This is a genomic window from Niallia taxi, assembly GCF_004005475.1.
Taxonomy (GTDB): domain Bacteria; phylum Bacillota; class Bacilli; order Bacillales; family Cytobacillaceae; genus Niallia; species Niallia taxi.
On record NZ_RZTZ01000003.1, the window covers coordinates 244442 to 270373 of the forward strand.

A 25932-nucleotide genomic window follows, 5' to 3' on the forward strand; every position below is an offset into this window, starting at 1 on the left:
TTTTTCTGCATTCTTAAACTCCTTTATATGCTCTACGGTATATTTCTGCTAAATCAGTTACTAACGGCAGCTTCGGATTTGCTGTTGTACATTGATCTTCAAATGCTCTATCTGCCAAATACTCTACTTTTTCCTCAAAGGCTTTCTTTTCAACACCGTTAGCAGCAATGCTCATCGGAATATTCAGCTCCTTAGCCAAGCTGATGACTGCTTTGACAAAGCTGTCTACTCCCTGCTCTGTCGTATTTGCAGGCAGACCTAATATTCTTGCTAACTCAGCATAACGCTCATCTGCTTTAAAATGCTCATATTTAGGAAAAGCTGTGAATTTTTTCGGTTTTTCTGCATTATAGCGGATCACATGTGGCATTAAAATGGCATTGGACCGCCCGTGAGCAATATGGAACTCTGCCCCTAATTTATGTGCCAAGCTATGGTTAATTCCTAAAAAGGCATTGGCAAATGCCATTCCTGCAATGGTGGAGGCATTATGAACCTTCTCCCGTGCCTCTTCGTCAGACCCATTGCGATAAGCTCGCGGCAAGTATTCAAAAATTAATTGTACTGCTTTAACAGCCAATCCATCTGTGTAATCATTTGCCATATTGGAAACATAAGCCTCTACTGCATGTGTCAATACATCCATGCCTGTGTCAGCAGTTACAGCCGGAGGAACTGTCATAACAAATTGTGGATCAATGATGGCAACATCTGGTGTTAATTCATAATCTGCGAGCGGATATTTGATATTATTCTCCTTATCTGTAATAACAGCGAAGGACGTTACCTCAGAGCCTGTTCCGGAAGTTGTTGGTATTGCGACAAATTTAGCTTTGCCCCCAAGACTCGGATACTTGTATACTCTTTTTCTGATATCAAGAAATTTTTGTTTTAATCCAAAGAAATCCTCCTCAGGATGTTCATAGAAAAGCCACATGCCTTTCGCTGCATCCATTGGTGAACCACCGCCTAATGCTATGATGCAATCAGGCTGAAATTTAGCCATCATCTCTGTTCCTCTTGCGACAGTGTCGAGAGATGGATCTGGCTCAACATCTGAAAATACCTCAACTTGGATGAGGTCGGATCTTTGTCTTAAATGATGCAGCACCTTATCCACATAGCCAAACTTAACCATGTAAGGATCTGTAACAATGAATACCCTTGAAATCTCCTTCATTTTTTGTAAATATTGGACTGAATTTTTTTCAAAGTAAATTTTCGGCGGAAGTTTGAACCATTGCATATTAACATTCCTTTTAGCAAGTTTTTTGATGTTCAGCAAATGCACATCTGTTACATTCGTGGCAACAGAGTTTTTTCCATAAGAGCCACACCCTAATGTCAAGGAAGGCATGAAGGCATTATATATATCACCGATTGCGCCCTGGGAGGATGGGGCATTGCTGATGATGCGGCATGCTTTCATCCTTAAAGCAAACCTCTTCGTTACCTCCTCATCCTCTGAATGAATGACAGCAGAATGGCCTAATCCTCCAAACTCAAGCATTTCCTCCGCACGCTTAAGCCCTTCCTCTGTGGATTCTGCTTTATAGCAGGCAAGCACAGGGCTGAGCTTTTCCCGTGAAAGAGGATACGCAGGACCAACTCCATCCAGTTCCGCGATAAGAATTTTTGTTTCTTTATGCACTTCCACCCCTGCCATCGCGGCAATATCATAGGCTGATTTACCGACAATATCCGGATTGACTGCACATGTATTTACATTAATGACGAGCTCTTCCACTTTCTTTTTTTCTGCTTCGTTTAAGAAGTGACAGCCATTGCGGATAAGCTCGGTTCTGACCTCTTCATAAATTTCCTTATCAACGATAACTGCCTGTTCAGATGCACAAATCATACCGTTATCAAATGTTTTAGAAAGAATTAAATCATTGACAGCACGCTTTACCTTTGCTGTTTTTTCAATATAACAAGGCACATTCCCCGCACCTACGCCAAGCGCCGGCTTTCCGCAGCTATACGCAGATTTAACCATTCCCGGTCCGCCTGTTGCCAAAATTAAAGAAATGCCTGGATGGTTCATCAATGTCTTAGTCGTTTCAATGGAAGGCTTCTCTATCCACTGGATGCAATTTTCAGGAGCGCCTGCTTTTATAGCAGCATCTCGTAAAATTCTTGCAGCTTCACTGCTGCAGCGCTGTGCTGATGGATGGAAGGCAAATACAATCGGGTTACGTGTTTTTATGGCAATAATGGCTTTAAACATCGTTGTAGATGTAGGATTCGTCACAGGAGTAACACCTGCAATAACACCAATTGGATCAGCTATTTCAACAACTCCTGCCGATTCATCATCTCTTATGATTCCGACCGTTTTGTCATATTTAATACTGTGATAAATATATTCTGTTGCGAAAATATTTTTCGTTATTTTATCCTCATAAATGCCTCTCCCAGTTTCTTCAACTGCAAGCTTAGCTAAATACATATGCTTATCAAGACCTGCCAAGGCCATTTCCTTCACAATTTGATCAATCTTAGTCTGATCCAGCTCATAAAACTCTTTGAGTGCCTGCTTGCCTTTTGCAGCAATATCATCAATGATAGCTTGCACGTCATTCGCTTCCTGTTTTGTCTTATCCTTTTCGACAGTCGACATTCCTAATCCCTCCAGATTTTTTCTTTGTGAATGTTTTCACAAGAGTCTTTAAAAGAAAAACCGTCATGTCTAATATATTGACCCGGTTTACAATTAAAGATTTAAATAATGGAAATTTCATCCTGTAATACCAATTTTTCTTCTTACAAGCATATCTTAATCCCTTTTGTACCAGTCCGCAATAGGTTTACGAAACTTTGTTCAACATTTCACAAAGTCATTCACTTTTTGTTCACAAGTTGCATATTTCTTTAATTTCTCCTATACTTATCGAGTGATAAGTCATTTTACTGGGTAATAGAAAGGAAACGAAATGAAAAGGAATCACACTGAGCTGCCTTCACAAACACAGGATACACACCATTTGATCATCAAGGCAGCAACAAAATTATTTATGGAGCTTGGATATCGGGCAGTCAGTACAAGGAAAATCGCGGCAGAATGCGGGATAACCCAGCCTGCTTTATACCACCACTTTCAAAATAAGCAAGAAATTTATATAGAGGTCTTAAAGGCTTCCATCCTTCAGACAGAGAACTATCTTACCAAGATAGCTAGAGATTTTCCTGACATAAAGCAGCGCATTTTTCATCTGTCCTGTTATTTCATGCAAAATTATCAAGAGGATTTAATGCAAATGTTTCATGATCTTCATCATGAAATGCCGGAAGATGTCAAACAGGTTATTAATGGCCATTGGCAAAAGGGCTTCCTTTCACCGATTATTCATATGTTCGAGGAAGCAGTTTCCAAAAAGGAAATTGGTTCATTTGAGGCTATAGACAGCAGCAGCTTTGAAGTGTCTCTCCTTTTGTTGAACATGATTAAGTCCGCTCTTCTGCCAGATTTTATGAAAACCTTGACTGAATCAGAGCAAAAGGCCATCGTTGAAAAGAAAGCCAGACTCATCGTCCAAATATTTTTAAGTGGAATTGCGGAAAAAAACGACTGAGGTTCTCACCTTTATGCATGCTGTTTCTACACCATTACAGAAGCAGCATAATATTTTTTTGATTACCTTATCATTTGATAAGCTGATATTTTTTTCAGCTCAGCTTATCGGTTGATAAGTTTATCATATAAACTAATCTAAAGGAGCTAAATAAAGTGAAAAATTTTATCCCTACTGTTTTTCGTTTTGTTTCAGGTAAAACAGGAAGATGGCTTACCTTGCTTGCATGGATCTGTCTTGTCCTTGTTTTGAGCCTGACATTGCCACAAGCAAGCTCACAAAAAAACGAGCTTGCGGCAAATCTGTCTGAGGATTCTCCTTCTCAAGAAGCAGAGGCAATTATTAATAAAGAATTCCCAAATGAACAAGGTACACCAGCACTTATTACCTTTCATCGAGAAGCTGGCCTTACAGATGAGGATTTAACGCAAATACAGGAATTGGCAGGTAAATTATCTGAGGAGCCAGTTGCAAACCAACAGAGTATCGCACCGCTTCACCAGCTGCCTGTTGAAGTACTGAAGCAGCAAGTTTCAGAGGATGAAACCACATTTGTTCTTGCTGTATTGTTTGAGAAATCAGCAGCAACTGCTGATTTAGAAAAAAGTCTTGAAGAGCTTCAAAACACAGCGTCCGATGTTTTTAGCACAGATCCCTTCCAAACAAAAATTGGGGATGCCGATAACCTCTCAGCAAGAACTACAGGTCCTGTCGGAATCGCAGTCGATGCAGCCGCTTTGTTTAGTCAAGGTGACTTATCTTTACTAATTGGCACTGTTATTATTGTTTTAATCTGTCTACTAGTTATTTACCGCTCTCCTATTCTGGCATTCATACCGCTGATTGGAGTTGGTATCGCCTACTTAGTGATTAGTCCAATCCTTGGAGGAATGGGAAAAGCTGGCTGGATAGAGTTCGACTCACAAAGTATTGCCATCATGACAGTCTTGCTGTTTGGTGCAGGAACAGATTATTGCTTGTTCCTTATAAGCAAATACCGAAGCTTGCTAAAGGTTGAAACAAAGAAGGAAATCGCAATGGCAAATGCACTGCGCCGTTCAGGCGGAGCTGTGGCAATGAGCGGGCTGACAGTTGTGTTCTCCCTGCTAGTTCTATTGCTTGCAGAATATGGATCTATCCAACGGTTTGCTGTGCCCTTCAGCCTTGCAATCTTAATTATGATGATCGCAAGCTTAACACTTGTTCCAGCAATCCTAGCGATTTTTGGCAGAATATCCTTCTTCCCTTTCATGCCAAAAACCGCAGACATGGAAAAAGCAAAAAAAGCGAAGAAACCGAAAAAGACTTGGGCAATTGGGGAATTTGTCGGTAAAATCGCCGTGAAGCATCCATGGAAGGTTACTATAATAACGACAGTATTTCTCGGCATTTTCGCCTTATTATCCTTAAAGACTGAATACACGTATGACACATTGTCTTCCTTCCCTGAAGATATGCCGTCAAGAGAAGGTTTCTCGATTATCTCTGAGCATTTTTCTGCAGGTGAGCTTGCTCCAGCAGAAATAGTTGTCCAAACAGAAGGAAAAAATATATCTGTAGAAGATACATTGAATGAACTGCCATATGTAGCGAAGGTTTCTGAGGGTGAGCAAGGAAAAGATGATGCAGGCATGCTGAAATACTCCGTAGAACTTAACACAAATCCTTACTCAAATGAGGCAATGGAAAAGCTCCCTGACCTCCGTGAAGCTGTTGAAAAAACTCTTTCTGACAATGGTATTGCAAACAGCAGTGACAAGGTTTGGATTGGAGGCATAACTGCAGAGCAGCTTGATACGAAAGAAACAGCTGATGGGGATGCACTTCTTGTCATTCCAATTATTATTGTAATGATAGCAGTGCTATTGCTTGCCTATTTGCGATCAATAACAGCGATGATTTATTTAATTGCAACAGTGCTGCTGTCTTATTTCAGTGCACTAGGCTTAGGCTGGGTCATTCTCCATTACGGATTTGGTGTTGACGCTATTCAAGGGCTGATTCCACTTTACGCCTTCGTCTTCATTGTCGCACTTGGAGAAGATTATAATATTTTCATGATTTCGAGCATTTGGAAGAAGAGCAAGGAAATGCCGCTTACCCAAGCGATTAAAGAAGGAGTCGCCGAATCTGGGGGAGTTATTACCTCAGCAGGAGTTATCCTTGCAGCCACCTTTATGGTATTAACAACATTACCGATTCAAATATTAGTCCATTTCGGAACAATTACTGCAATCGGTGTGCTTCTCGATACATTTGTTGTTCGTCCATTTTTGGTGCCTAGCATAACTGCTTTATGTAAAAAAGCTGCCTTTTGGCCAGCAACAAAACATTTGCATGAAAGTAATGAAAAAGAGAGAGAAAAGCTAGAGAACAATCAAACAGTTTAATAAATTTTAATAAAAAGAGACCTAGAAGAAGTTATCTACTAGGTCTCTTTTATATCATTAAAATCTTCCTTATTTTTCTTTAATGGGTTTCTATTAAGAATTTCATCTTTAATCATTTTCCTTTCACCAAATATACAGATGAAAAATAGCATGATTTTGATACTACCGTAATGGATGGCATTTTTTTATAAATGAACAAATCATATATCCAATAAAAAAAGACGCTTTTCCAAAGAAAATACGCCTTTCTGAATGAAAAACAGACTATTAGAAGCCTGTCCTCTCTCCTATTCATTTGCGTTTGCTTCTGCTGCAACTAAATATTTGTCCAGCAGTGTATCTAAATCTTTATCCACCTTGCCATCCTCTGCAAGATGGCTTGCTTTGGCTAAGGCATCGCTCCAGTTTCCATTATCAATGGCGGTTTTTATATCCATTAACCCTGCCACTCTTTTATGTAGGTCTTGCGCGGCTTTATCCTTTGGCTTCTGCTCAAGGGCAAGTTCAAGTGATAACAGAGCTTTTTTTAAGTCGCCGCTCTCTATTGCTGTTTTTGCTGCTTTCATGTCGTTTTCATATGTTTCTGAGCTGCAGCCAGCCAGAAACAGGGCCACCATGACGATTACAGCCCATTTTCTCATCCAATACCCCTCCACTGCCTGATGTCCTGTCATCAACCAGCAAGGACTAAAGGCAATCTATTTTCCCAACATAGCACACAGATATATGCCATAATAACGCTTTATTTCTCCCACTTTTAATGTTAACAAATAATACTTGACGGTCAATACTTGGGTTATACTACTTTCTTACTATCTATATGGTAAAAATAGAGAAAAATGAAAACGTTTGTATTTTTTCAAAAAAAGCAGCTTAAGCCGAAGGATGTTCTCCTTCGGCTTTTTAGCATTAATAAGCTTTTGCCCAATACACTAGCGCGTCTGCTTCTTTATCGCAGCATACACATTTATCACTGATTTTTTCTTGTTCAAACGGCATACATCTTGATGTTGCGCCAGTTTCTTCTTTAATGAAATCTTCACACACTCTGTCACCACACCACATTGCTTTTATAAAGCCTGTTTTCTGTTCATTTGCCTGCTTTTTAAATGTATCGAAGTCACGGGCAATATGGGTATTTGCTTCGCGATGCTCTGTAGCCTTAGTCAGCAGATTTTCTTGGATATTATGAAGCAGATTGGCGATTGTTTGCTCTAGCCCATCTAATGGCACAGCAAGCTTTTCACCTGTATCACGTCGCACAAGCACTACTTGCTTTTGCTCTATATCCTTTGGACCAACCTCGAGCCTGACAGGGATACCTTTCATTTCATATTCATTGAACTTCCAGCCAGGCTTCTTATCACTTGCATCCAAGCCTGTACGGAAGCTCGTTTGGAGCTGTTTTTTTAGCTCGTAAGTAAAATCAAGGACGCCTTCCTTATGCTGGGCAATCGGAATAATCATCACTTGGGTCGGTGCAATCCTTGGAGGCACAACTAATCCTCTGTCGTCACCGTGAACCATTATCATTGCCCCGATGATTCTTGTCGTGAATCCCCATGAGGTCTGCTGCACATAGCTTTGCGTACCGTTCCTGTCTGTAAATTGGATACCAAAGGCTTTGGCAAAGTGGTCACCTAAATGATGAGAGGTACCTGATTGCAGCGCCTTTCCATCATGCATTAAACTTTCAATCGTATACGTATATCTTGCTCCAGCAAACTTTTCCTTCTCTGTTTTCTTCCCCTTAATAACAGGGATTGCTAATATTTGTTCACAAATATCTGCATAAACGCGAAGCATTTGCACGGTTTCTTTGTCTGCATCCTCTTCTGTTTCATGACAAGTATGACCTTCCTGCCAAAGGAATTCTAGTGTACGCAAAAAGGGTCTTGTTGTTTTTTCCCATCTGACAACATTAGCCCATTGATTATAAAGCTTTGGCAAGTCTCGGTATGAATGAATGATGTCTTTATAATGCTCGCCAAACAGCACTTCAGATGTTGGGCGTACACAAAGTCTTTCTGTTAGCTCTTCTTCGCCCCCGTGTGTAACCCATGCTACCTCTGGAGCAAAGCCTTCGATATGATCCTTTTCCTTTTGGAGCAGGCTTTCTGGAATGAACAATGGCATATAGACATTTTCATGCCCGGTTTCTTTGATTCGATTATCAAGCTCATTTTTAATATTTTCCCAAATGGCGAAGCCGTATGGTCTAATAATCATAGATCCACGGACACTTGAATAGTCAACAAGCTCTGCTTTTGTCACTACATCTGTATACCATTTTGCAAAATCATCTTCCATATTCGTAATTTTTTCAACAAAATTACCCTTCATGTTATTCACTCCCCGCATTTTTGAAAACAAAAAAAGCCCTGCTTTCATTAGGGACCGAAAAATCGGCGGTACCACCCTAATTCAAAGCAAAGCTTTACACTCTTCATGATAACGGTCTTTTAACCGCTGCAATCTTATCCGATGCAGAACGAAAAAGGCAGGTTCAACGGCCGTACTATAGGTCCCTTTCAGCTGTAAGACCCTCTCTTTTGATAGCCATTACCGTTTACTAATCCTTTTTATTGTTTCCTTATTTTTTAACATAATAGCCAATAGATTTATTATTGTCAATTTTCTAGAAAAATATAAGCAATTAAATCAGGGACTTTTCCTTTTCGTAGGCATTTAATGATGCTTGAAGTGCTTGCCCAGCATTGACTTTTGCACCATGCCTAATTAATGCTGCTTCAAGACTCGCTAACGCAAACAAAACATTTTCCTTGCGGCAGCTGTATCCCATTGTGCCGATTCGCCAGATCTTGCCGTGCAGCGGACCGAATGAGCTTGCTATTTCGACCCCAAAATCGTTGAGCATCATGCTGCGTACTGATTCTGCTTCAATGCCGTCTGGAATTTTTATACATGTTACTGTCGGCAGCTTTGAACGGGCATCACCGAATAGCTCAAGGCCCATCCCCTCAATCCCAGCAATCAAAGCTTTCTCATGAAGCTTATGTCTCTTAAACCTTTGCTCAAGTCCTTCTTCAAGAACGATTCTTAAGCCTTCGTGAAGAGCATACAGCATGGAGGTTGCTTCCGTATGATGATTCAGTCTTCTTGGTCCCCAATAATCCTGTAGTTGGCTTAAATCAAAGTAATTGCTGCGAATAGCAGAAAAGGATCTGCCTTCTGCTAATTCTTGTTCTGTCGCAATGCCTCGTTCCACTTTTTTACGTTGCTTAAGGATTTTTTCAATCCGGTCATTATAAGTTATCGGTGCATTCCCTGAGGGAACAGATAAACATTTTTGGTTTCCACCGATTGCAGCATCAATATACCAATTATCTGTTTGGACATCTGCACCTCCGATTGTGGCAACAGCATCAACAATAAACAAGACATCCGCTTCCCTGCACGCCCTCCCAATTTCTTCTAAAGGCTGCATACAGCCAGTTGATGTTTCGCCATGAACCATTGCAACGATTTTCGGATTTACCTTTTTCATCTCTGTAATTACTTCTTCAGGATCAAACACAGTTCCCCAATCAGTATGAAGCAAATGGATTTCCGCGCCATATCTTTCAGCTATTTCTGTAAGCAAATGTCCAAATCTGCCGTAGATGGGAATAAGCACTTTATCGCCTGGTTCAATCACACTTGCAAGCACTGCCTCTAATCCTGATCTGGACGTCCCGTCAATCGGAAATGCCCATTCGTTATTTGTCTTAAAAGTACGCTGCAGCATTTTCATAACATTATTCATAATATCTGTAAAAGCAGGATCAAACTGTCCAAGAATTGGCGTGGACATTGCGCGTAAAACCCTTGGGTCAACTTCTACGGGACCTGGGGTCATAATCGTTCTTAACGGTGTGTTCAATTCAGCAAACATCATTATCTCTCCTTTAGTTTCATAATGGTTCCTCTATCAATAGGCTAGTTTATGGAGTAATTCTATCAATACTGTAACGCCATTTTTCAAGTCATGTTTATTCGTATATTCCAGTGGTGAATGGCTGATGCCATTTACACTCGGCACAAATAACAGCACTGTTTTGCAATACGTTCCAAATACTTGTGCATCGTGTCCTGCACCGCTTGTCATTGTTTTATAGGAAAGCTCGTTTTCCTTCACCACTTCTTCAGCAATCCGAGTCAGCTCCTTGTTCATTTCCACGGGCTTTACATCAAGCCATTGATCTATCTCGACAGCAGCTCCCTTTTGTGCGCCTATTTCTTTGAAATAGTTAAAGATATTTTCGCAATATTGCTGAATGATCTCTTCGTCATGATGACGCACATCTAATGTAAATACCACTTCATTCGGGATAACATTCGGGACATTTGGAGAAGCCGTAATACTCCCGGCTGTCGCTACTAAACTATTAATGGTGGAGGCTTTATCCAATGCATGGACAATTAATTGTGAAGCAATATGGAGGCTGTCCTTCCTGTAAGGCATCGGTGTTGTGCCTGCATGATTGCTTTCGCCTGTCACTTTAATAGTGAATCTCCGTTGCCCAACAATATGAGAAACAAGTCCAATCGATTTTTGTTCTTTTTCTAGTACCGCACCCTGTTCAATATGCAATTCAATAAAACAATCAATATCCTTTCGCAGAAGATTATCAGAATCTGGAATGAACGAAATATTATTCAACGCCTTCGACATAGAGATATTAGCAGAATCAAAGAGTAGCAAGCTTTCATCTTTTTGATATTTTCCAGTAATGGATCCAGAACCCCAAAACGCCAATGGAAAACGGCTTCCTTCTTCTTCACATAGTGACACTACCTCTATCGTTTTCTTCGGTTTTCCATACTTTTCAAAAAGATAACCGACAGCTAATAAGCTGGCGATAATGCCAAATCCTCCGTCGTAGATACCGCCATTAACAACAGTGTCAACATGAGAACCAGTCAAAATTGCGTTACCCGATTCAGTTCCTTCAAGTCTACCGAATAGATTTCCTACACCGTCAAACCTGGCAGACAATCCGATTTGCTCCATTCTGTCCTTTAAGGCGGTTTGTGCTTCTGCCCAGCTCTCATCATAAAGAAGGCGAGTTACCCCACCTTCCTCCGATCGTCCGTAATCAGACAGCCATCTAAGCCAGTTGTCTATTTCTTGTTCGTTCACCTGAATGGATGTTTTCATCATTTTGCCTCACTTCCTCCTAGCAATCTTCATCAATAAGCACTTTTTTTGCCCATAAACAGTTTTTTATTAAATTAATCATAAAGACGATATTTAGTGAATTCATTAGAGGTAATGTTAGAATTATCTAAATTTTTTGTGCAAATTAACTAAGTTGACGTTATAATATAAAGAAAAAACGGCATTTATAAAGGGAGGCTATTATGAAACTTACCGATCTTCTTAATAAACCAGCTTTTTGTGACATCGAAGTTCTTGCTGGAAAAAACGGATTAAGCAGAGAAATAAAAAACGTCACCATGATGGATGCTCCAGACATTATTGACTTCCTGTTTGAAAATGATTTTCTTGTAACGACCGCTTATCACTTGAAGGATGATTCTGCCTTGCTTTTAGAATTGGTGCAATCAATGCATAAGCAAAAATGCGCCGGTCTGGGAATCAAAACACATCGTTTTTTAGAGCAAATACCAGAAAATGTTATACAATTTGCTGACGAGCACCAATTTCCGATTATGCAAATTCCACTGGAGAAATCGCTAGGGGAAATCGTAAACGCAACTTTGCATTATATGTTGAATGAACGGACAACCGATTTAATGACTGCTTTTGAAACCCACCGGAAATTCACTCAGCATATTTTAAAAGGAAAAGGGATTAAAAGATTGCTTGATGATTTATCTAACATGATTGGACAAAGGGTTATTTTGCTTGATCAGCATTTTCAAACACATGCATCCTCCCATTCCAAACATCCAATAAGTGAGTTTGTCATGAACTTATATGCGGAGGACTTTCGTTTGTTTTTAAATAGCACTGCCTGCACATGTTTTTCATCCAGGTATACAGAGGAAGTCTTTTGTGCCTTTCCAATTCATACCCCTATCGGGAAACCGGCATTTCTGATTGCGTTGGGAAGCCTGCCTATCCATGACAAAAACTTGCTGCTGACAATTGAACAGGCTACAAATGTACTTTCCTTTGAGCTGATGCGTGAAAATACGGAGAGACAATATGCAAGAAGAGCTCGTAATGAATTCTTTTTGAATATGGTGGAAGGAAGAATTACTTCAAAAGAGGAAATTGCCAGCAGAGCAAAAGAATTTTCCTTACAAAACGAACAGCCCTGTCTCATGTTTCTTGGCAAGGTTGATCAAGATGATGTACATAAAACATTTACTCAGCACCAGCTTGAAACAGACTATTTGTATGAATTTCTGGAAACAGAAATTACGAAGGCACCTTTTATGGCACAACTGTTTGTGAAAGGCGATCATTGCATCCTTATTATGGAGGCTGGCGATTCCAATGTAGAATTCCGTTCACAGGCAATCTCTTACTTAAAAAGACTGCAAGCAAATATCGCCAATATTTTCAAGAAAACAATGTCCTTTGGAATAAGTAATATAAGTCATCAGTTAATCAATATGCCTAATGCTTATAAAGAAGCTTTAAGTGCTTATCATACTGGACTGCTTTCAGCAAAAGCACAATTCATCCAAATCCATCGTCCTAAGGATGTTTCAGAAATGCTCCGCATTATTCCAGGAAAGGATCTGCAGGAATTTTGTGATCATATTTTCCAAGGATTGTCGAGCAAGCAGCAAGAAGAGGATGAACAAATTCTGCTTCATACATTATCCGTATATTTAGAAACACATTGCCAAATTTCCGAGACTGCCAAAAGATTATTTGTTCATCGTAATACAGTTATTTACCGCTTGGAAAAATGCGAGGAGCTTTTAGGAAGAAGCTTGAAGGATGCTGACACAACCTTCCATTTAAGGCTTGCTTTTCGGATAAAATCAATATTGCATACACAAAAGCCAGCAGCAGGCGCAAAGTAAACTATATTTTCTAAATATTTTGTACATTATAACTAATGACTTCTTTTTCTCCACTCTTTAATATGTTATTAAACCTAACTCGATATGTTAGATTAATTAACATTAAGGATGAGAGAGTGATAATGATGACAAAAACAAAGCAAAACAATGGGAAAATCTTTTCCTTAGGCCTCCAGCATGTGCTGGCAATGTATGCAGGTGCGATTCTTGTGCCATTACTTGTTGGCAGAGCGTTAGAGCTGACAGCAGAACAGCTCTCCTATTTAGTCGCAATCGACTTGCTCACATGTGGAATTGCGACATTATTGCAAGCCTGGAAAAACAAGTATTTAGGAATCGGATTGCCTGTAGTGTTAGGCAGCTCCTTCGTTGCCGTCACTCCGATGATTTCAATCGGAACAAATTACGGCATTACGGCCATTTATGGGGCCATCATCGTTACAGGCTTGTTCATCATCTTATGTGCGCCGCTCTTTAGTAAAATTGCAAGATTGTTCCCTCCTGTTGTCATTGGCACAGTTGTGACAATTATCGGCTTATCACTAATACCATCCGGAATTAAAAATATGGGAGGCGGTGTAACAAGTCCCGATTTTGGTTCAATTGATAATCTCACCTTATCCTTTGGTGTTTTGCTTTTCATCTTAGTTCTAAGTCGCTTCTCCAAAGGATTTATTCAATCATTATCTGTCTTGGCTGGCATTATCGCAGGGACCGCTGTAGCTACATTAATGGGCAAGGTCGACTTCTCTCCAGTAGCCGAAGCAAGCTGGTTCCGTTTGCCAAGTGTTTTCTATTTTGGGACACCTACCTTTGAAATTGGTCCGATTTTGACGATGCTAGTTGTAGGAATTGTTATTGTAATTGAGTCAACAGGTGTCTTCTTTGCACTAAGTAAAATTTGCGAAAAGCCGCTGTCAGATAAAGACTTGACTCGAGGCTACCGGGCAGAAGGCGTTGCCATCACACTTGGTGGAATCCTCAATGCCTTCCCTTATAACACCTTCGCCCAGAACGTTGGTCTTGTCCAGCTTTCAAAGGTAAAAACAAAAAATGTAGTGGTAGCAGCCGGCGGTATTTTAGTGTTTTTAGGATTGATTCCTAAAATAGCTGCATTTGCAACCATCATACCAACACCAGTTCTTGGCGGAGCCACTGTCGTCATGTTCGGAATGGTCGTAGCATCAGGAATTAAGATGCTCAGCACAGTTGATTTCAGCAAACAGGCAAATCTGCTTATCATGGCGTGCTCCGTTTCTATTGGCCTAGGCGCAACTGCTGTTCCTGATTTATTCGCACAGCTTCCTTCAGCTCTTCGCATCATTGTCAGTGATGGCATTATTTCTGGAAGTCTTGTTACCATTCTGTTAAATCTGCTTTTCAGTATCAAGCCTAAGAGAGAGAAAGCCACACAAAAGATTACTCCTACACTAGAACAATCATCCTAATAAAGAAGGGCTGCAGCACATGCTGCAGCCCTTCACTAATTTAAAGCTTAACCGCCAATGCTTGTCAGCTCGGCAGTCTTGTCTTGTACCTGCTGTGGATCAACTGTAATTCTTGCAACATTCGTCTCCATTGCAGCCTTCGCAACTGCCGCTGCTACCGCCGGGGCAACACGTGGGTCAAATGGGCTTGGAATAACATAATCCGGATTTAACTCAGACTCCATAATCAAGTCAGCAATTGCGCCAACTGCTGCTTGCTTCATTTCTTCATTAATATCTGTTGCACGTACATCAAGTGCTCCACGGAAGATTCCTGGGAATGCAAGAACATTATTCACTTGGTTCGGGAAATCAGATCTTCCTGTTCCAACAACTGCAGCTCCAGCAGACTTCGCTTCATCTGGTGTAATTTCAGGCACTGGATTTGCCATTGCAAAGATGATAGCATCTTTACTCATCGTTGCAACCATTTCACTTGTTAGGGCACCGGCAACAGAAACTCCGATAAACACATCTGCATCTTTAATGACATCAGCTAAAGAGCCAGCTTCTTTGTTTACATTTGTATATGCGGCCACAGATTCCTTCACTTTATTCATGCCTTCAGGTCGTCCTGCATAAATGGCTCCCTTTGTGTCGCACATAATCATGTTTGTCACACCATAAGAATATAGAAGCTTTGTGATGGCAATTCCAGCAGCACCTGCACCATTTAAAACAACCTTAATATCCTTCCACTCTTTATTAACGATTTTCAAAGCATTTAACAGCCCTGCAACCGTTACGATTGCTGTTCCATGCTGATCATCGTGAAATACTGGAATATCTAATTGCTGCTTAAGACGCTCTTCAATTTCAAAGCACTGTGGTGCTGCTATATCCTCTAGATTGATTCCTCCAAAACCAGAAGCTAACAATTTTACTGTTTCCACAACCTTATCTGGGTCTGTAGTGTCCAATGCGATTGGAAATGCATCTACTCCTGCAAAGCTTTTGAATAGAATGGCTTTCCCTTCCATAACAGGCAAAGAAGCAGCTGCACCAATATTACCTAAACCAAGAACAGCAGTACCATTCGTTACAACACCAACCATATTGCCTTTCATTGTATAGTCATAAACTGTTTCCGGCTCCTCATGAATTACCTTACAAGGCTCAGCAACACCAGGTGAATAAGCAAGACTTAAATCCTTTGCATTCTTCACTTCTACCTTTGCATTTACTTCTAATTTGCCTTGCTTTTCCTGATGCATTTTTAAAGCATCTTCTCGTAATGACATATTTTCTCTCCCTTTCGCTTATCAAATCATAAGCAGATAAAGCTAAATACCACTTACTTCTGATAATTTTTCATTTTATAAATATCTCATGTAACGATGATATAACTTACAAAATGAAATGGAAACTTTAATAAAGTAAAAAAAATGGCGATATTGTGAGGATTTTATGAACAAATAAAAACAGTATAAAAAAACCTCTAACAAAGTTAAAGGTTTTAGCTGTAAAGCTCTTTTTCACTTGTTCGCTAAATTAGCTTCTCCTATTTATAGCTTATTCTAGCTTGTCAAGGAGGATTGCCTGTTTATCCCCATTTATCGTAATTACATCCTTGACCATATCGATAAACAAACCATTTTCGACAACACCAGTGATGTTGTTTAAATCCTTTTCCAGTTGTTTAGGATTTGCTATGACATCAAATGTGCAATCAATAATATAATTACCATTGTCAGTTATATATGGAGTATCCCCTTTCATTCTTAACACTGTTTGACAACCAAAACGTTGAATATAGCTCTCCGTTTTCCTTACTCCAAATGGGACTACTTCAACCGGTAATGGGAAACTGCCAAGCTTCTGAACGACCTTCTTAGAATCAGCCACAACGACGAACTTATTGGAAGCCCTTGCAATTATTTTCTCCCTCAACAGCGCTCCGCCGCCGCCTTTAATGGCATAAAAGTGATGATCTATCTCATCTGCACCATCAATCGCTACATCAATGGACTCGACCTTATCTAGCGTTAACAGTGGGATGCCTTGCTCTTCAGCAAGCTTTTCTGTTTGAACAGACGTTGCTACACCTTGGACTTTCATCCCTTCCTTTATCATTTCACCTATTTTTACTATTGTATAGTACACTGTTGACCCTGTCCCTAACCCAACAACCATCCCGTCTTTCACATAATCGACTGCCGCCTTTTCTCCTACTGCAGCTTTTTCATTCATTGTTTTCACCTCATTAGTTGGTAAAAATGCTTGTCTTCATCGTAATACAAAAAAAGAGGAATTTCCATTAACTCCTCTTTTTTTCACTATATTATCGCATAAATATGAAATCTTCTGAAACATACATAAGGGGTTATTCGTATACTTATTAATAAGAAATGAATTTAAGGAGGATAACCATGACAGGACTAGTTGCAGTAATAATGATATTTGCCATACCTATTATCGCAATCATATCAGAACATTCCAAAGATAAGCTGAAACTAAAGCGTAAGATGCTTCAAGATGAAATCGCACTGGAAAAATTAAAGCATGAAAATTTTCTCTTGGAGACAAATAAAATGAAGCTGGAAGTTGAAAAATTAGAAATTGAAAACCAAAAGTTTGACGTAAAGTAAAAATGAGCTGCTATTTTTCTCGTTAGATAAATAGCAGCAGGCTTACTGCCATAATAGCCATTCCAGTTATTAGCCCGTAAATGGACAAGTGACCTTCATCGTATCTTTTTGCTGCAGGTAATAGTTCATCTAAAGAAATGAACACCATAATTCCGGCAACAGCAGCAAAGATTAAACCAAATATCAAATCATTCAAAAATGGCATTAAAATAAGGAAAGCAACTACAGCACCAACCGGCTCTGCCAAACCAGATAAAAAGGACAGCTTGAATGCTTTCTTTTTATCACCTGTCGCAAAATAAACTGGTACAGATACAGCAATTCCTTCTGGAATATTGTGAATGGCAATGGCAACCGTAATGGCAATTCCAAGTGCAGGATCCTGCAACGCAGCAGTAAATGTGGCAATCCCCTCTGGAAAGTTATGAATAGCGATTGCAAGCGCTGTGAATGTTCCCATTTTCAGAAGGGCTGGGTCTGCAACCTTGTTAGTTGTAGATAAATCCTCCACCTTCTTTAACTCATGCGGGTTCCCCTGTTCAGGAACATATTTATCAATTAATGCAATCAACAAAATACCTCCGAAAAAGCCTGCCACAGTAAGCCAATTTCCCTGTTGAACCCCTAAATATCCTACAAGCGAATCCTTAGCTTTAACAAAAATTTCAATCATTGACACATAAATCATTACACCTGCAGAAAATCCGAGCATCCAAGATAAAAACTTCGTATTTGTCGTGGATGTGAAAAACGCAAGTATGCTCCCAATCCCAGTTGCAAGGCCCGCAAGTAAGGTTAAACCAAATGCTAGCAACAAATTCTCCGGCATCATCATACCCCTTTTTTATTTTTTGAGTTTTCTAATCAATTCATATAACCAATGTTTTTTTCCTAATTTAAAAAAGTTTCCCTTAGGAAAGATTTTAAATGTATATCAACAATACGTCAATTATATATATGCTTTTATTAGGCAAATGTTCTCTACATTTACAAATAAGGACATGTAAATATCTAAAATACTTTTTTTCAAGCATTAGAATCCTTTCTTAATAGGTATAAATATATCTCCAAACTACATCAAAGCGTTTGGCAAATAGTACCACTTTAAACATACCTTTATACTGTAGGAATAACCTAATATTTCGTATATAATGAGACAAAATACCTAACATTCATATTAATATACGCGAAATAAAGGATGAACACCGTTGAAAAATACCTACAAAATCAGACTTGGCATAGCATTTATTATTATTTATATATTATTCTATTACTCTGTTTTACTATTCGGACCAGAAAGCCATATTTCTGTAATCAGCAGCAATTTATTATCCGTTGCTGGTGCTTTCATTTCCTCTACTGTCTTATTTTATTCCTATAGAAAAAGTGTCACTTCTGATAAGGTAATTTGGTTTTGGTTTGCTGCTGGAACGTTTACCTACTTTATTGGCGATCTAATTTGGATGTATCAGGAAAGTATTCTGCACCGCACTATTCCCTTCCCTGGTGACAGCGACATTTTTTATGTACTGCAAATTTTCTTTTACTTAATTGGGTTGATTCGTTACTTCAGCAGGCTGAGAAATGCGCTCCGCAGTGTTCAGCTTGTATTTGAAATGATGATTATTATGATCGCTGCATTCAGCTTAAGCTACTATTTTATTATTGAACCCTTATTAAATAATAACGAATTTTCAGGTGTATTTTTGACGATAGCAATCGGGTATCCTTTAGGTGACCTTGCTTTATTGACAGGAGCATTACTTATTCTGTTTTCCATTAAGGGATTACCATTTCGTTCAAGCTTGTCGGTAATCATAGTCGGCTTATTTGTGCAAATAGTCTCAGATACAGGATATATGTACTTACTTTTTGGAACATATTACAATTTGGAAAGTTTTTTTGACCCTTTATTCACGTTATCCTTGCTGATAGTCTCGTTATCTAGCATGATGTCGAAGGATTGTCCGATTGCTGACAATAACGAAGAAGCTAAATACGAATCGTTCAAGCTTTATATTCCTTACGCTGCGTTCTTAATTTTAATAGGTACTTCCATTTGGTTGAATCATCATAATTATGTTTTAGCAATTGGCAGCATAATATCAGTTCTATTAATTATAGCAAGACAAATTATCATCCTAAGAAGATATAAAAGGCTTCTTAAAACGGCAGCTGCTGATAAACAAAAGTTTATGTCCTTGTTTAAGTATCATCCAGATGCTGCAATGACACTTGACTTAGAGGGAACGATTATTGAAATTAATGATGCTTTTGTCAGGATTGCGTATGAGCCAGTTCAATCCTTTTTAGGTGCTTCCTTCTTTCATATATTTCCGGCGAAAAGAAAGGTTGTGGAGAGGTCCTTTCTAGCTGCCCTTCAAGGACAACACCAAAGCTTTGAGGTGGATTATCTTGATACTGCTGGAAATAGGTATTATTATTCAGTTACCTTCATTCCGATTTATATAAATAAGAATGTTGCCGGGGTATTTGTCATTTCCAAAGACATTACAAATACAATCGCAAACACGGAAAGAATACAGTATTTGGCTTATCATGATTCATTGACAGGGTTGGCAAACAGAGCATATTTTGAAGAAACACTTAAGCAGAAGCTGGTAGCATCAAACCGAGGCGACATCGCTGTCATTTTTATTGACTTTGACAGATTTAAAGTAATTAATGACTCTTTAGGACATGACGCTGGTGATGAACTGCTAGTGTCTATCGCAGCAAGACTTTCTTCTGTAATCCGCCGTGGTGATGTTCTTGCCAGATTAGGAGGAGATGAATTCGTCATCCTCTTATTGGATATTCAAACAAAGGATGAGATTATCGAAATCCTTGAGCGGATGATGAAAGTATTGGCACCTTCCTACTTTATAAAAAACAATTATGTTATGACAACACCAAGCATGGGTGTTTCATTATCGGAAAAAAAGGAAAAAAGTGCGGTTATAATGATGAAGCAAGCCGATATTGCCATGTATTACTCAAAGAAAAATGGTAAGAACCAATATAATTTTTATCAGAACGGAATGGAGGGAGTTTCGGAGAATCACTTAAGAATGGAACAGGACTTGCATCATGCCATTGTAAATAATGAATTTAAACTGTATTACCAGCCGCAAGTGGATACGCTGAAAGGACATATGTACGGAGTAGAGGCATTGATAAGATGGCAGCATCCGAAGCTGGGAATGCTGACTCCCTTCCATTTTATTGATATAGCAGAAGAAACAAACTTAATTATTCCTATTGGGGAATGGATTGTAAGGGAAGCCTGCAGACAAGGAAAAGAATGGCATGACAGTGGTTTAATGCTGCAGGTTTCTATTAACATCTCACCTAAACAATTTCAATCAAACCAGCTAGTCGATCTAATCGCTGATGCACTGGAGGAATCTGGTTTTGACCCGAGCTGTCTAATCATTGAAATTACAGAGGCAATTGCTATGAGCCAAATTGAAAAAACGGTAGATACAATGTACAGGCTAAAAAAACTAGGTGTTAGAATCTCCATTGACGATTTTGGAACAGGTCATTCCTCCTTATCCTATTTAACAGAGCTACCGATCGACGCATTAAAAATCCCAAGGGAATTTGTGCAAAATCTTGGAACTGAAACGAATAATGCCATCGTTCATACCATTATTACACTAGCAAACAATCTGAATCTTAAGCTTGTAGCTGAGGGTGTGGAACATCTAGAACAGCTGCAGCTTCTGCAAGAAATGGGATGCTCTTATATTCAAGGCTACTTGTTCTCAAGACCCATCCTAAAAGAAGATGTGCAATTGTTTACATTAGATAAACAACCTCTCTCATAATAAAAAGGAGAATCCACCAATACAGGTGAATTCTCCTTTTTAATGGGCTAGCTGCTTTGCTGATAAAGCTGGATTGGCTGCCTTTTCTTTTTGAGTTGCCAGTCTGATGATAGTTATCACAAATGTCACTAGAAGCAGAAGCACTAGGTGAACAGCAAATACTGATACTGATTCGCCTGTATAAATCAGCTTCGTAAATCCTTGGACTCCGTTAGAAGCTGGAAGGAATGCACCGAAATGCTGATAAAATGGTGCAAGCATATTAGCAGGAATAATGTTCCCTGCTGTCATTAACTGCAACGGCACCATTGCCACATTAAACAGCGGTCCAGCATTGCCAAACAAGCTAAAGCTCATTTGTGTAAAGCTAATGCATGCTGCTGTTACTAACACATGGAACAGCCATAGCTTCCAGAAGGATGCCGAGACGTCCTGAAAAGCCACTGTTAGACTGATAATAATAGTAGGAACAACGAGTGCTACGATTAACAGAAGCATTTGTCTGCTCCAGAATATCTGCCATTTAGAATGACCCTTCTTCATTATTTGACCAACTAAGTTAAATTGGATATTCATTGTCATAACGGCAATATACGTAATGAAGCCAAGAATCATCGGCAGCATAGATGCCGCAAAATTATGAAGCTCATTTGTTTTTACAATATCTGCTTTAACACCACTATGTGCTCCTAAGTTTGCACTAATTTCTGCTGCGGCTTTTTCCATCATTGACACAGCTACTTGCGAATTTGCCTCGTTCACATAGAAAGTCAATTCTCCACTGCCATCTGTCATTGTATTAGCAAATTTTTCTGGAATGACAATAAGCATTGCATATTTCCCTTTATCTAGCTGCTCTTTCGCTTTTTCATATTCAGAAACAGCGACTACATGGAACGGACTGTTTTTTGCTATTTGCTCTGCAATTACCTTGCTAGCAGCTCCATCTTCGTTGACAATACCAACATTCAGCTGATCAAGTCTTTCTGTCGCATTATTATAACCTGTCATCCACACAATCATAAAAAACACAGGTACAAAAATCGCAAATACTAATCCAATCTTTGTCTGTGGAATTTTCATCATATTTTTAAAGCCTTGTAAAATCTTCATTCCTACTCCCCTTTACTTCTGTTCACAAAAATAGTTGCACATGCATGTATATGTTTAAAAAAAATTAGGAAAGATTGTCATACATTTTATTTAATGTTGATATAAAGCTCTCTATTTCAGTGTCCTCTAAGCCTTCATACACTCGATTTTCAAGTATTTCGAGCTCTGGCCAAATTTGTGTATGCAAATCAAGTCCTTTACTAGTGATATTCAATTGGACTGCTCTTCTGTCAGATGGATCTACTGAGCGGCTAACAAGTTCCTTTTTTATAAGCTTATCGAGAATCTTTCCGACTGTTGTCTGATCTCTTTCTGTTAATTCTGCAAGCCTTTTTTGAGAAACGCCATTTGTCTTACTCAGTTCACTCAGTACGGAAAACTGTTCTGGTGTCAGCCCGAAGCTGCTCATCTGTCTTGTAGCTGCCCTTTTAAAGGCTAAGTAAGTCCGTGAAAGTATCAAGCCTAATTCTTTATTATTCATATACTTATTTGACATATAGTATCCTTTCCGGAAAAATAGTTGCACTACATATAATTGCACATGCATGTAATTTTATGATAAAAGGAGCTTCCATGTCAATTATTTTTTATGTAAACATCATTTTAATAGTAAAAAAGGGATGAAACAATACTAAGTATAACCTGTCTAAACACGAGTAATAATTAAAATAATACATCTAACTTTAATGGGCTTGGGACTTTTAAATAAATGTGGTTTTAAAAGTGGTTCGTTTCATTGCGCTGCGCCCACTCGCTTACCGCGGGGAGGAAGATGCCACCTCATCTTCGCCTGCGGGGTCTCATCCTTTCCTCTTTTTCCCTTAGGAGTCGAGTGACCTCCGCTCCATTCCACTAAAGTTCTACCTATTGTAATTAAGTTGATAAAAAAAACGAACTATCATTCAACAAAGTAGAATAGTTCGTTTTTTTCAATCGATGTTACCTATTTATGTCCAAGCCTCTTAAATAATATGTTATTTTCCAGGGATTTCGCAGTTATCGTCTGTGCAAGCGGCGGCTGTGTTTCCTCCTGAAAGGTCTTGCAGCTTAGGGGCATTCCCTTCCTCTTCCCATACTTGCTGAAGTGCACGTCTGAAGGTTTCTGTCGGCTGTGCTCCTGAGATAGAATATTTCTGATTAATAACAAAAAACGGTACTCCAGTAACTCCCATTTGCTGAGCTAGCGCTTCATCAATTCTGACATCATTTGCATATTTTGTGGAGTCATTCAAAACAGCTAAAGTTTCTTCTTTTTCAATTCCAGCAGTTTGAGCGATTTCTACTAATACATCATGATCACTTATTAGCTTCGATTCTGTAAAGTAAGAAGCTAATAGCTTTTCCGTCATTTCCTTTTCTTTGCCAACAGTAGCAGCAAACTTCGCTAAACGATGTGCATCAAACGTATTTGTTGGTTTCATTTCATCAAAGTTAAATGTTAAGCCAACCTCGGCTGCTTGGCTTCCAATACCTTCATTTGCTCTCTTCGCTTCCTCGATGCTCATGCCATATTTTTTTGCCAAAGCTTCATTTATTCCTGTGCCAGAATATGTTTGTGCATTTGGGTCCAGCTCAAAGCTTTTGAACTCCACCTCAACCTGGTCTTTACCAGGGAATTGAGCAATTGCCTCCTCTAAGCGGCGTTTTCCTATATAACAAAATGGGCATACAAAATCTGACCATACTTCTATTTTCATTATTGCTACCTCTTTTCATCAAGTACTTACTATAGACTTATATCTTTCCTAGTCTCTCTTTACCATTATAAAATAATCAACTTAAATAAAAAATTAATACGCTCAAGCCCTACTCGATAAATAGAAAAGGAGCATCTTAAAAAGATGCTCCTTAGCTTTATTTCGCTTTTGTAAGATTATTTGCCTTCAAAACTTCCTTCTGCATTTTCCCTTTAGCTGTTACATAGTTATTTTTAAACCATGCAACCGCAGCAGATATTACCGTAAAGGCATTTGTTAAAATGTTTGTCCATTCCTCGCTTGTACCTGGGATTTCATATAGCCCAACAGATACTAAAACTTGGTTAACCAATGCAATTGCCAACACTAATGTACGGATAAGTGTGCCTCTATCCATAGATCAATCACTCCTTGTCCTTTTTTTGCACTGTCACCATATACTATGACAGCTCGTACCAATTCGGTAACGGCTTTTGCATTAGGAAAGGAGTGAGATATAGCTGTCTTCAACTACTCACTTACTTCTTAAAATCTCCTTAGGATTCTAAAATTGATTAACTATTTAAGTTTCCAAGCCATGTTAAAAGTATAGTGACTTCAACTGTATCCTATATACATTAAAGTATAGAAAAGATAAGAAAATAAAATAGCGCCTGTTATCGTATGCTTTGTAGTTTCTTCCTTGTTGACTATCTTTTTTACAATGGAAACACATATCGAAAATAAAACTAATGCCGCTATTGGTGGCAAATAATAAAACAGCACAACGTTCATTATCATAACTTCTCTCCTATCTGTAAACACTTCTAAGATTACATATATTACCATTATACTAAACTATTTTTAATATCGGAGCATTTTTTTGTTCCCTTTACTTTTCGGTTGAAATTCTCACACATAGAAAAAAGAGCTTGCCTCATTCAAGCAAGCTCTTTCTTTTATACTGCCGCATCATCCCTAGCCTTATCATCCTGAATCATCAGAATACCAAGCTTATGATAGTCACCTTCGTACAGGGCCCGTTGTGCAAATCGGACCTCTCCATTTATATCGAGAACTTCTATCTTGCAATGTGCAGAGTTTTTTTGCAGTGCTCTGTATAACTGAATTTCATCATGCACAGAAATACTGTTTACTTTTGTGATGACTTCCCCTACCTTAAGGTCCATCTTATCTGCTGGGGATTCAGGTACGACACCTAAAATCATAATACCGTTATTTTTCTTCGTGAAATAAAAGGCTTTATTTTTTTCCTTCGCTTTTTGGCTAGCTGTAATCCATTCGCGGCAAATGATTGCAACAAGAATGCTGCCAATTGCTGCTAGCGGGATAAAATACGCTGCAGCTGCACTGAACGCAATAAGTATTCCAAGCCAGAAGACCTTTCTGCCAACTGCTTTTATTGCAGGTGTTGGATGCATTCCCTGTACGGCTTGTCTAAATCCAAGCAAAAATGGCACAAAGATAAAGGAATATGTTTCATCACCAACAGTAAATGCAGGCCAGCCTTCGATCGGAATCGAGAGAATACCCTTTGGCAGGAACAAAAACATTGGCACAAGCCAGACTCTTTCTGACAAATGTATGCCGATTGATTGGCCTCTGCTGCTTTTTTTCAAGCGAGGAGATGTTCCTTTACTGCCATTCTTCTCCATCAGCAAGCCTTCTGCTGCAAGCAGCAAGCCTAATACTGCAACAGCTGTCGGGAAAATATATGTATCTTCACCTATAGCCCCTTTGGAAAACAGGAAAAAATCCCAGCCCATATAAAGGGAAGCCATTGTTGCCAATAACCCTAAACCAAGTGTATAAGCAGGAGAAAGCAAGCGTGTTTTTCCAAGTAACCCAAGCAGGATTGTAAATGCTCCTGTATAAATAATCAATTCCATCGGTACAACAAGAACGAGTCCAATTGAAAGGACGGACATGCACAGTCCTATAATAATTCCCATTGGCAGGAGCTGCCGCAGCTCATAAAAGGCATTTTTCGCCCTAATGGTAAATTCCTTTCTTTCCATCTTCACCCTCGAAACACCCAAGTAGGCAGCTAAAAGAAAGGAAACATAAAACAAAGGATGAAGGAACAGCTTTCCAAATCCCTTTAAAAATTCAAACAGCCAATCTTGCCACATGAAGAGTCCCACCTTTTTTAAAAACTAGTTATTCCTATTTGAACAAGAATGTGATATTCCTCATTATATAAATCTATTATATTCTACTAGCAAAGTAATAGAAAGACCA

20 protein-coding genes and 1 other annotated feature are annotated in these 25932 nt (G+C 39.1%); of the genes, 6 read left to right on the forward strand and 14 right to left on the reverse strand.

Features of this window, described 5'->3' with window-relative positions; translation table 11 throughout:
* Positions 1–13 precede the first annotated feature (13 nt).
* On the reverse strand, positions 14–2623 hold the full coding sequence (gene adhE, locus EM808_RS10535) for a bifunctional acetaldehyde-CoA/alcohol dehydrogenase (RefSeq protein ID WP_127738170.1): 2610 nt from the start codon (positions 2621–2623) through the stop codon (positions 14–16).
* A gap of 313 nt (positions 2624–2936) precedes the next feature.
* Here adhE and EM808_RS10540 point away from each other — a divergent pair, with 313 nt between their 5' ends.
* Both EM808_RS10540 and EM808_RS10545 read left to right on the forward strand, forming a co-directional pair.
* The gene (locus tag EM808_RS10540; RefSeq protein ID WP_127738171.1) at positions 2937–3575 is read left to right on the forward strand and encodes a TetR/AcrR family transcriptional regulator; all 639 of its coding nucleotides are present in this window, start codon (positions 2937–2939) and stop codon (positions 3573–3575) included.
* 155 nt (positions 3576–3730) lie between these two features.
* Positions 3731–5965, forward strand: coding sequence for an MMPL family transporter (locus tag EM808_RS10545; protein ID WP_127738172.1), 2235 nt, complete (start codon positions 3731–3733; stop codon positions 5963–5965).
* 287 nt (positions 5966–6252) lie between these two features.
* Here the strand turns inward: EM808_RS10545 and EM808_RS10550 are convergent, their stop codons facing one another.
* From EM808_RS10550 to allC, 4 genes are all read right to left on the reverse strand, one after another.
* Entirely contained in the window at positions 6253–6606 is a 354-nt protein-coding gene (locus EM808_RS10550; protein ID WP_127738173.1) for a hypothetical protein, read from the reverse strand.
* A 268-nt stretch (positions 6607–6874) separates the two neighbouring features.
* Positions 6875–8308 (reverse strand): proline--tRNA ligase, encoded by a 1434-nt coding sequence (gene proS, locus EM808_RS10555; RefSeq protein ID WP_127738174.1) that lies wholly within the window; start codon positions 8306–8308, stop codon positions 6875–6877.
* A 46-nt stretch (positions 8309–8354) separates the two neighbouring features.
* Positions 8355–8560 (reverse strand) — a binding site (T-box leader).
* A gap of 61 nt (positions 8561–8621) precedes the next feature.
* Positions 8622–9863, reverse strand: a complete 1242-nt coding sequence (locus EM808_RS10560) for a pyridoxal-phosphate-dependent aminotransferase family protein (RefSeq protein WP_150910801.1) — start codon at positions 9861–9863, stop codon at positions 8622–8624.
* Positions 9864–9896: 33 nt separating this feature from the next.
* Complete coding sequence (allC, locus tag EM808_RS10565) at positions 9897–11129, reverse strand: allantoate deiminase (protein ID WP_328040132.1); 1233 nt, start codon at positions 11127–11129, stop codon at positions 9897–9899.
* A gap of 200 nt (positions 11130–11329) precedes the next feature.
* On the opposite strand from allC, the gene EM808_RS10570 reads away from it, so the two are divergent.
* Positions 11330–12973, forward strand: a complete 1644-nt coding sequence (locus EM808_RS10570; RefSeq protein WP_127738176.1) for a PucR family transcriptional regulator — start codon at positions 11330–11332, stop codon at positions 12971–12973.
* Positions 12974–13098: 125 nt separating this feature from the next.
* On the forward strand, positions 13099–14421 hold the full coding sequence (locus EM808_RS10575) for a nucleobase:cation symporter-2 family protein (RefSeq protein ID WP_127738354.1): 1323 nt from the start codon (positions 13099–13101) through the stop codon (positions 14419–14421).
* 47 nt (positions 14422–14468) lie between these two features.
* Here EM808_RS10575 and ystJ read toward each other — a convergent pair whose 3' ends face one another.
* Together ystJ and rpiA are read right to left on the reverse strand one after the other, a co-directional pair.
* Entirely contained in the window at positions 14469–15701 is a 1233-nt protein-coding gene (gene ystJ, locus EM808_RS10580; RefSeq protein WP_127738177.1) for an NADP-dependent malic enzyme, read from the reverse strand.
* 271 nt (positions 15702–15972) lie between these two features.
* On the reverse strand, positions 15973–16650 hold the full coding sequence (rpiA, locus tag EM808_RS10585; RefSeq protein WP_127738178.1) for a ribose-5-phosphate isomerase RpiA: 678 nt from the start codon (positions 16648–16650) through the stop codon (positions 15973–15975).
* Positions 16651–16829: 179 nt separating this feature from the next.
* On the opposite strand from rpiA, the gene EM808_RS10590 reads away from it, so the two are divergent.
* Positions 16830–17048 carry a hypothetical protein gene (locus EM808_RS10590; protein WP_127738179.1) on the forward strand — a complete coding sequence of 73 codons (219 nt, stop codon included), beginning with the start codon at positions 16830–16832 and terminating at the stop codon, positions 17046–17048.
* Between the two features lie 22 nt (positions 17049–17070).
* Here EM808_RS10590 and zupT read toward each other — a convergent pair whose 3' ends face one another.
* The gene (gene zupT / locus EM808_RS10595; protein WP_127738180.1) at positions 17071–17877 is read right to left on the reverse strand and encodes a zinc transporter ZupT; all 807 of its coding nucleotides are present in this window, start codon (positions 17875–17877) and stop codon (positions 17071–17073) included.
* Positions 17878–18256: 379 nt separating this feature from the next.
* Between zupT and EM808_RS10600 the strand changes: the two genes are divergently transcribed.
* Positions 18257–20881, forward strand: coding sequence for a putative bifunctional diguanylate cyclase/phosphodiesterase (locus tag EM808_RS10600; protein ID WP_127738181.1), 2625 nt, complete (start codon positions 18257–18259; stop codon positions 20879–20881).
* A 39-nt stretch (positions 20882–20920) separates the two neighbouring features.
* Here the strand turns inward: EM808_RS10600 and EM808_RS10605 are convergent, their stop codons facing one another.
* The 6 genes from EM808_RS10605 to EM808_RS10630 all read right to left on the reverse strand — a co-directional run bounded on the left by EM808_RS10605 (position 20921) and on the right by EM808_RS10630 (position 25823).
* Positions 20921–21994 (reverse strand): YhgE/Pip domain-containing protein, encoded by a 1074-nt coding sequence (locus EM808_RS10605; RefSeq protein WP_127738182.1) that lies wholly within the window; start codon positions 21992–21994, stop codon positions 20921–20923.
* 64 nt (positions 21995–22058) lie between these two features.
* Positions 22059–22490 carry a MarR family winged helix-turn-helix transcriptional regulator gene (locus EM808_RS10610; RefSeq protein WP_235856593.1) on the reverse strand — a complete coding sequence of 144 codons (432 nt, stop codon included), beginning with the start codon at positions 22488–22490 and terminating at the stop codon, positions 22059–22061.
* A gap of 478 nt (positions 22491–22968) precedes the next feature.
* Positions 22969–23691 (reverse strand): DsbA family oxidoreductase, encoded by a 723-nt coding sequence (locus EM808_RS10615; RefSeq protein WP_127738183.1) that lies wholly within the window; start codon positions 23689–23691, stop codon positions 22969–22971.
* A 157-nt stretch (positions 23692–23848) separates the two neighbouring features.
* Complete coding sequence (locus tag EM808_RS10620) at positions 23849–24088, reverse strand: phage holin (protein WP_127738184.1); 240 nt, start codon at positions 24086–24088, stop codon at positions 23849–23851.
* A 200-nt stretch (positions 24089–24288) separates the two neighbouring features.
* Complete coding sequence (locus EM808_RS10625) at positions 24289–24471, reverse strand: hypothetical protein (RefSeq protein WP_127738185.1); 183 nt, start codon at positions 24469–24471, stop codon at positions 24289–24291.
* A 158-nt stretch (positions 24472–24629) separates the two neighbouring features.
* Positions 24630–25823 (reverse strand): PDZ domain-containing protein, encoded by a 1194-nt coding sequence (locus tag EM808_RS10630; protein ID WP_127738186.1) that lies wholly within the window; start codon positions 25821–25823, stop codon positions 24630–24632.
* Between the last annotated feature and the right edge of the window lie 109 nt (positions 25824–25932).

Bases quoted from the DNA above. Each gene is read 5' to 3' on its own strand.
- EM808_RS10620 (WP_127738184.1), bottom strand. From the start codon at position 24,088: ATGGATAGAGGCACACTTATCCGTACATTAGTGTTGGCAATTGCATTG.
- EM808_RS10575 (WP_127738354.1), top strand. From the start codon at position 13,099: ATGACAAAAACAAAGCAAAACAATGGGAAAATCTTTTCCTTAGGCCTC.
- EM808_RS10615 (WP_127738183.1), bottom strand. From the start codon at position 23,691: ATGAAAATAGAAGTATGGTCAGATTTTGTATGCCCATTTTGTTATATA.
- allC (WP_328040132.1), bottom strand. From the start codon at position 11,129: ATGATGAAAACATCCATTCAGGTGAACGAACAAGAAATAGACAACTGG.
- EM808_RS10540 (WP_127738171.1), top strand. From the start codon at position 2,937: ATGAAAAGGAATCACACTGAGCTGCCTTCACAAACACAGGATACACAC.
- adhE (WP_127738170.1), bottom strand. From the start codon at position 2,623: ATGTCGACTGTCGAAAAGGATAAGACAAAACAGGAAGCGAATGACGTG.
- zupT (WP_127738180.1), bottom strand. From the start codon at position 17,877: ATGCCGGAGAATTTGTTGCTAGCATTTGGTTTAACCTTACTTGCGGGC.
- proS (WP_127738174.1), bottom strand. From the start codon at position 8,308: ATGAAGGGTAATTTTGTTGAAAAAATTACGAATATGGAAGATGATTTT.
- EM808_RS10560 (WP_150910801.1), bottom strand. From the start codon at position 9,863: ATGATGTTTGCTGAATTGAACACACCGTTAAGAACGATTATGACCCCA.
- EM808_RS10550 (WP_127738173.1), bottom strand. From the start codon at position 6,606: ATGAGAAAATGGGCTGTAATCGTCATGGTGGCCCTGTTTCTGGCTGGC.
- EM808_RS10590 (WP_127738179.1), top strand. From the start codon at position 16,830: ATGACAGGACTAGTTGCAGTAATAATGATATTTGCCATACCTATTATC.
- EM808_RS10625 (WP_127738185.1), bottom strand. From the start codon at position 24,471: ATGATAATGAACGTTGTGCTGTTTTATTATTTGCCACCAATAGCGGCA.
- EM808_RS10610 (WP_235856593.1), bottom strand. From the start codon at position 22,490: ATGTCAAATAAGTATATGAATAATAAAGAATTAGGCTTGATACTTTCA.
- rpiA (WP_127738178.1), bottom strand. From the start codon at position 16,650: ATGAATGAAAAAGCTGCAGTAGGAGAAAAGGCGGCAGTCGATTATGTG.
- EM808_RS10605 (WP_127738182.1), bottom strand. From the start codon at position 21,994: ATGAAGATTTTACAAGGCTTTAAAAATATGATGAAAATTCCACAGACA.
- ystJ (WP_127738177.1), bottom strand. From the start codon at position 15,701: ATGTCATTACGAGAAGATGCTTTAAAAATGCATCAGGAAAAGCAAGGC.
- EM808_RS10630 (WP_127738186.1), bottom strand. From the start codon at position 25,823: ATGTGGCAAGATTGGCTGTTTGAATTTTTAAAGGGATTTGGAAAGCTG.
- EM808_RS10570 (WP_127738176.1), top strand. From the start codon at position 11,330: ATGAAACTTACCGATCTTCTTAATAAACCAGCTTTTTGTGACATCGAA.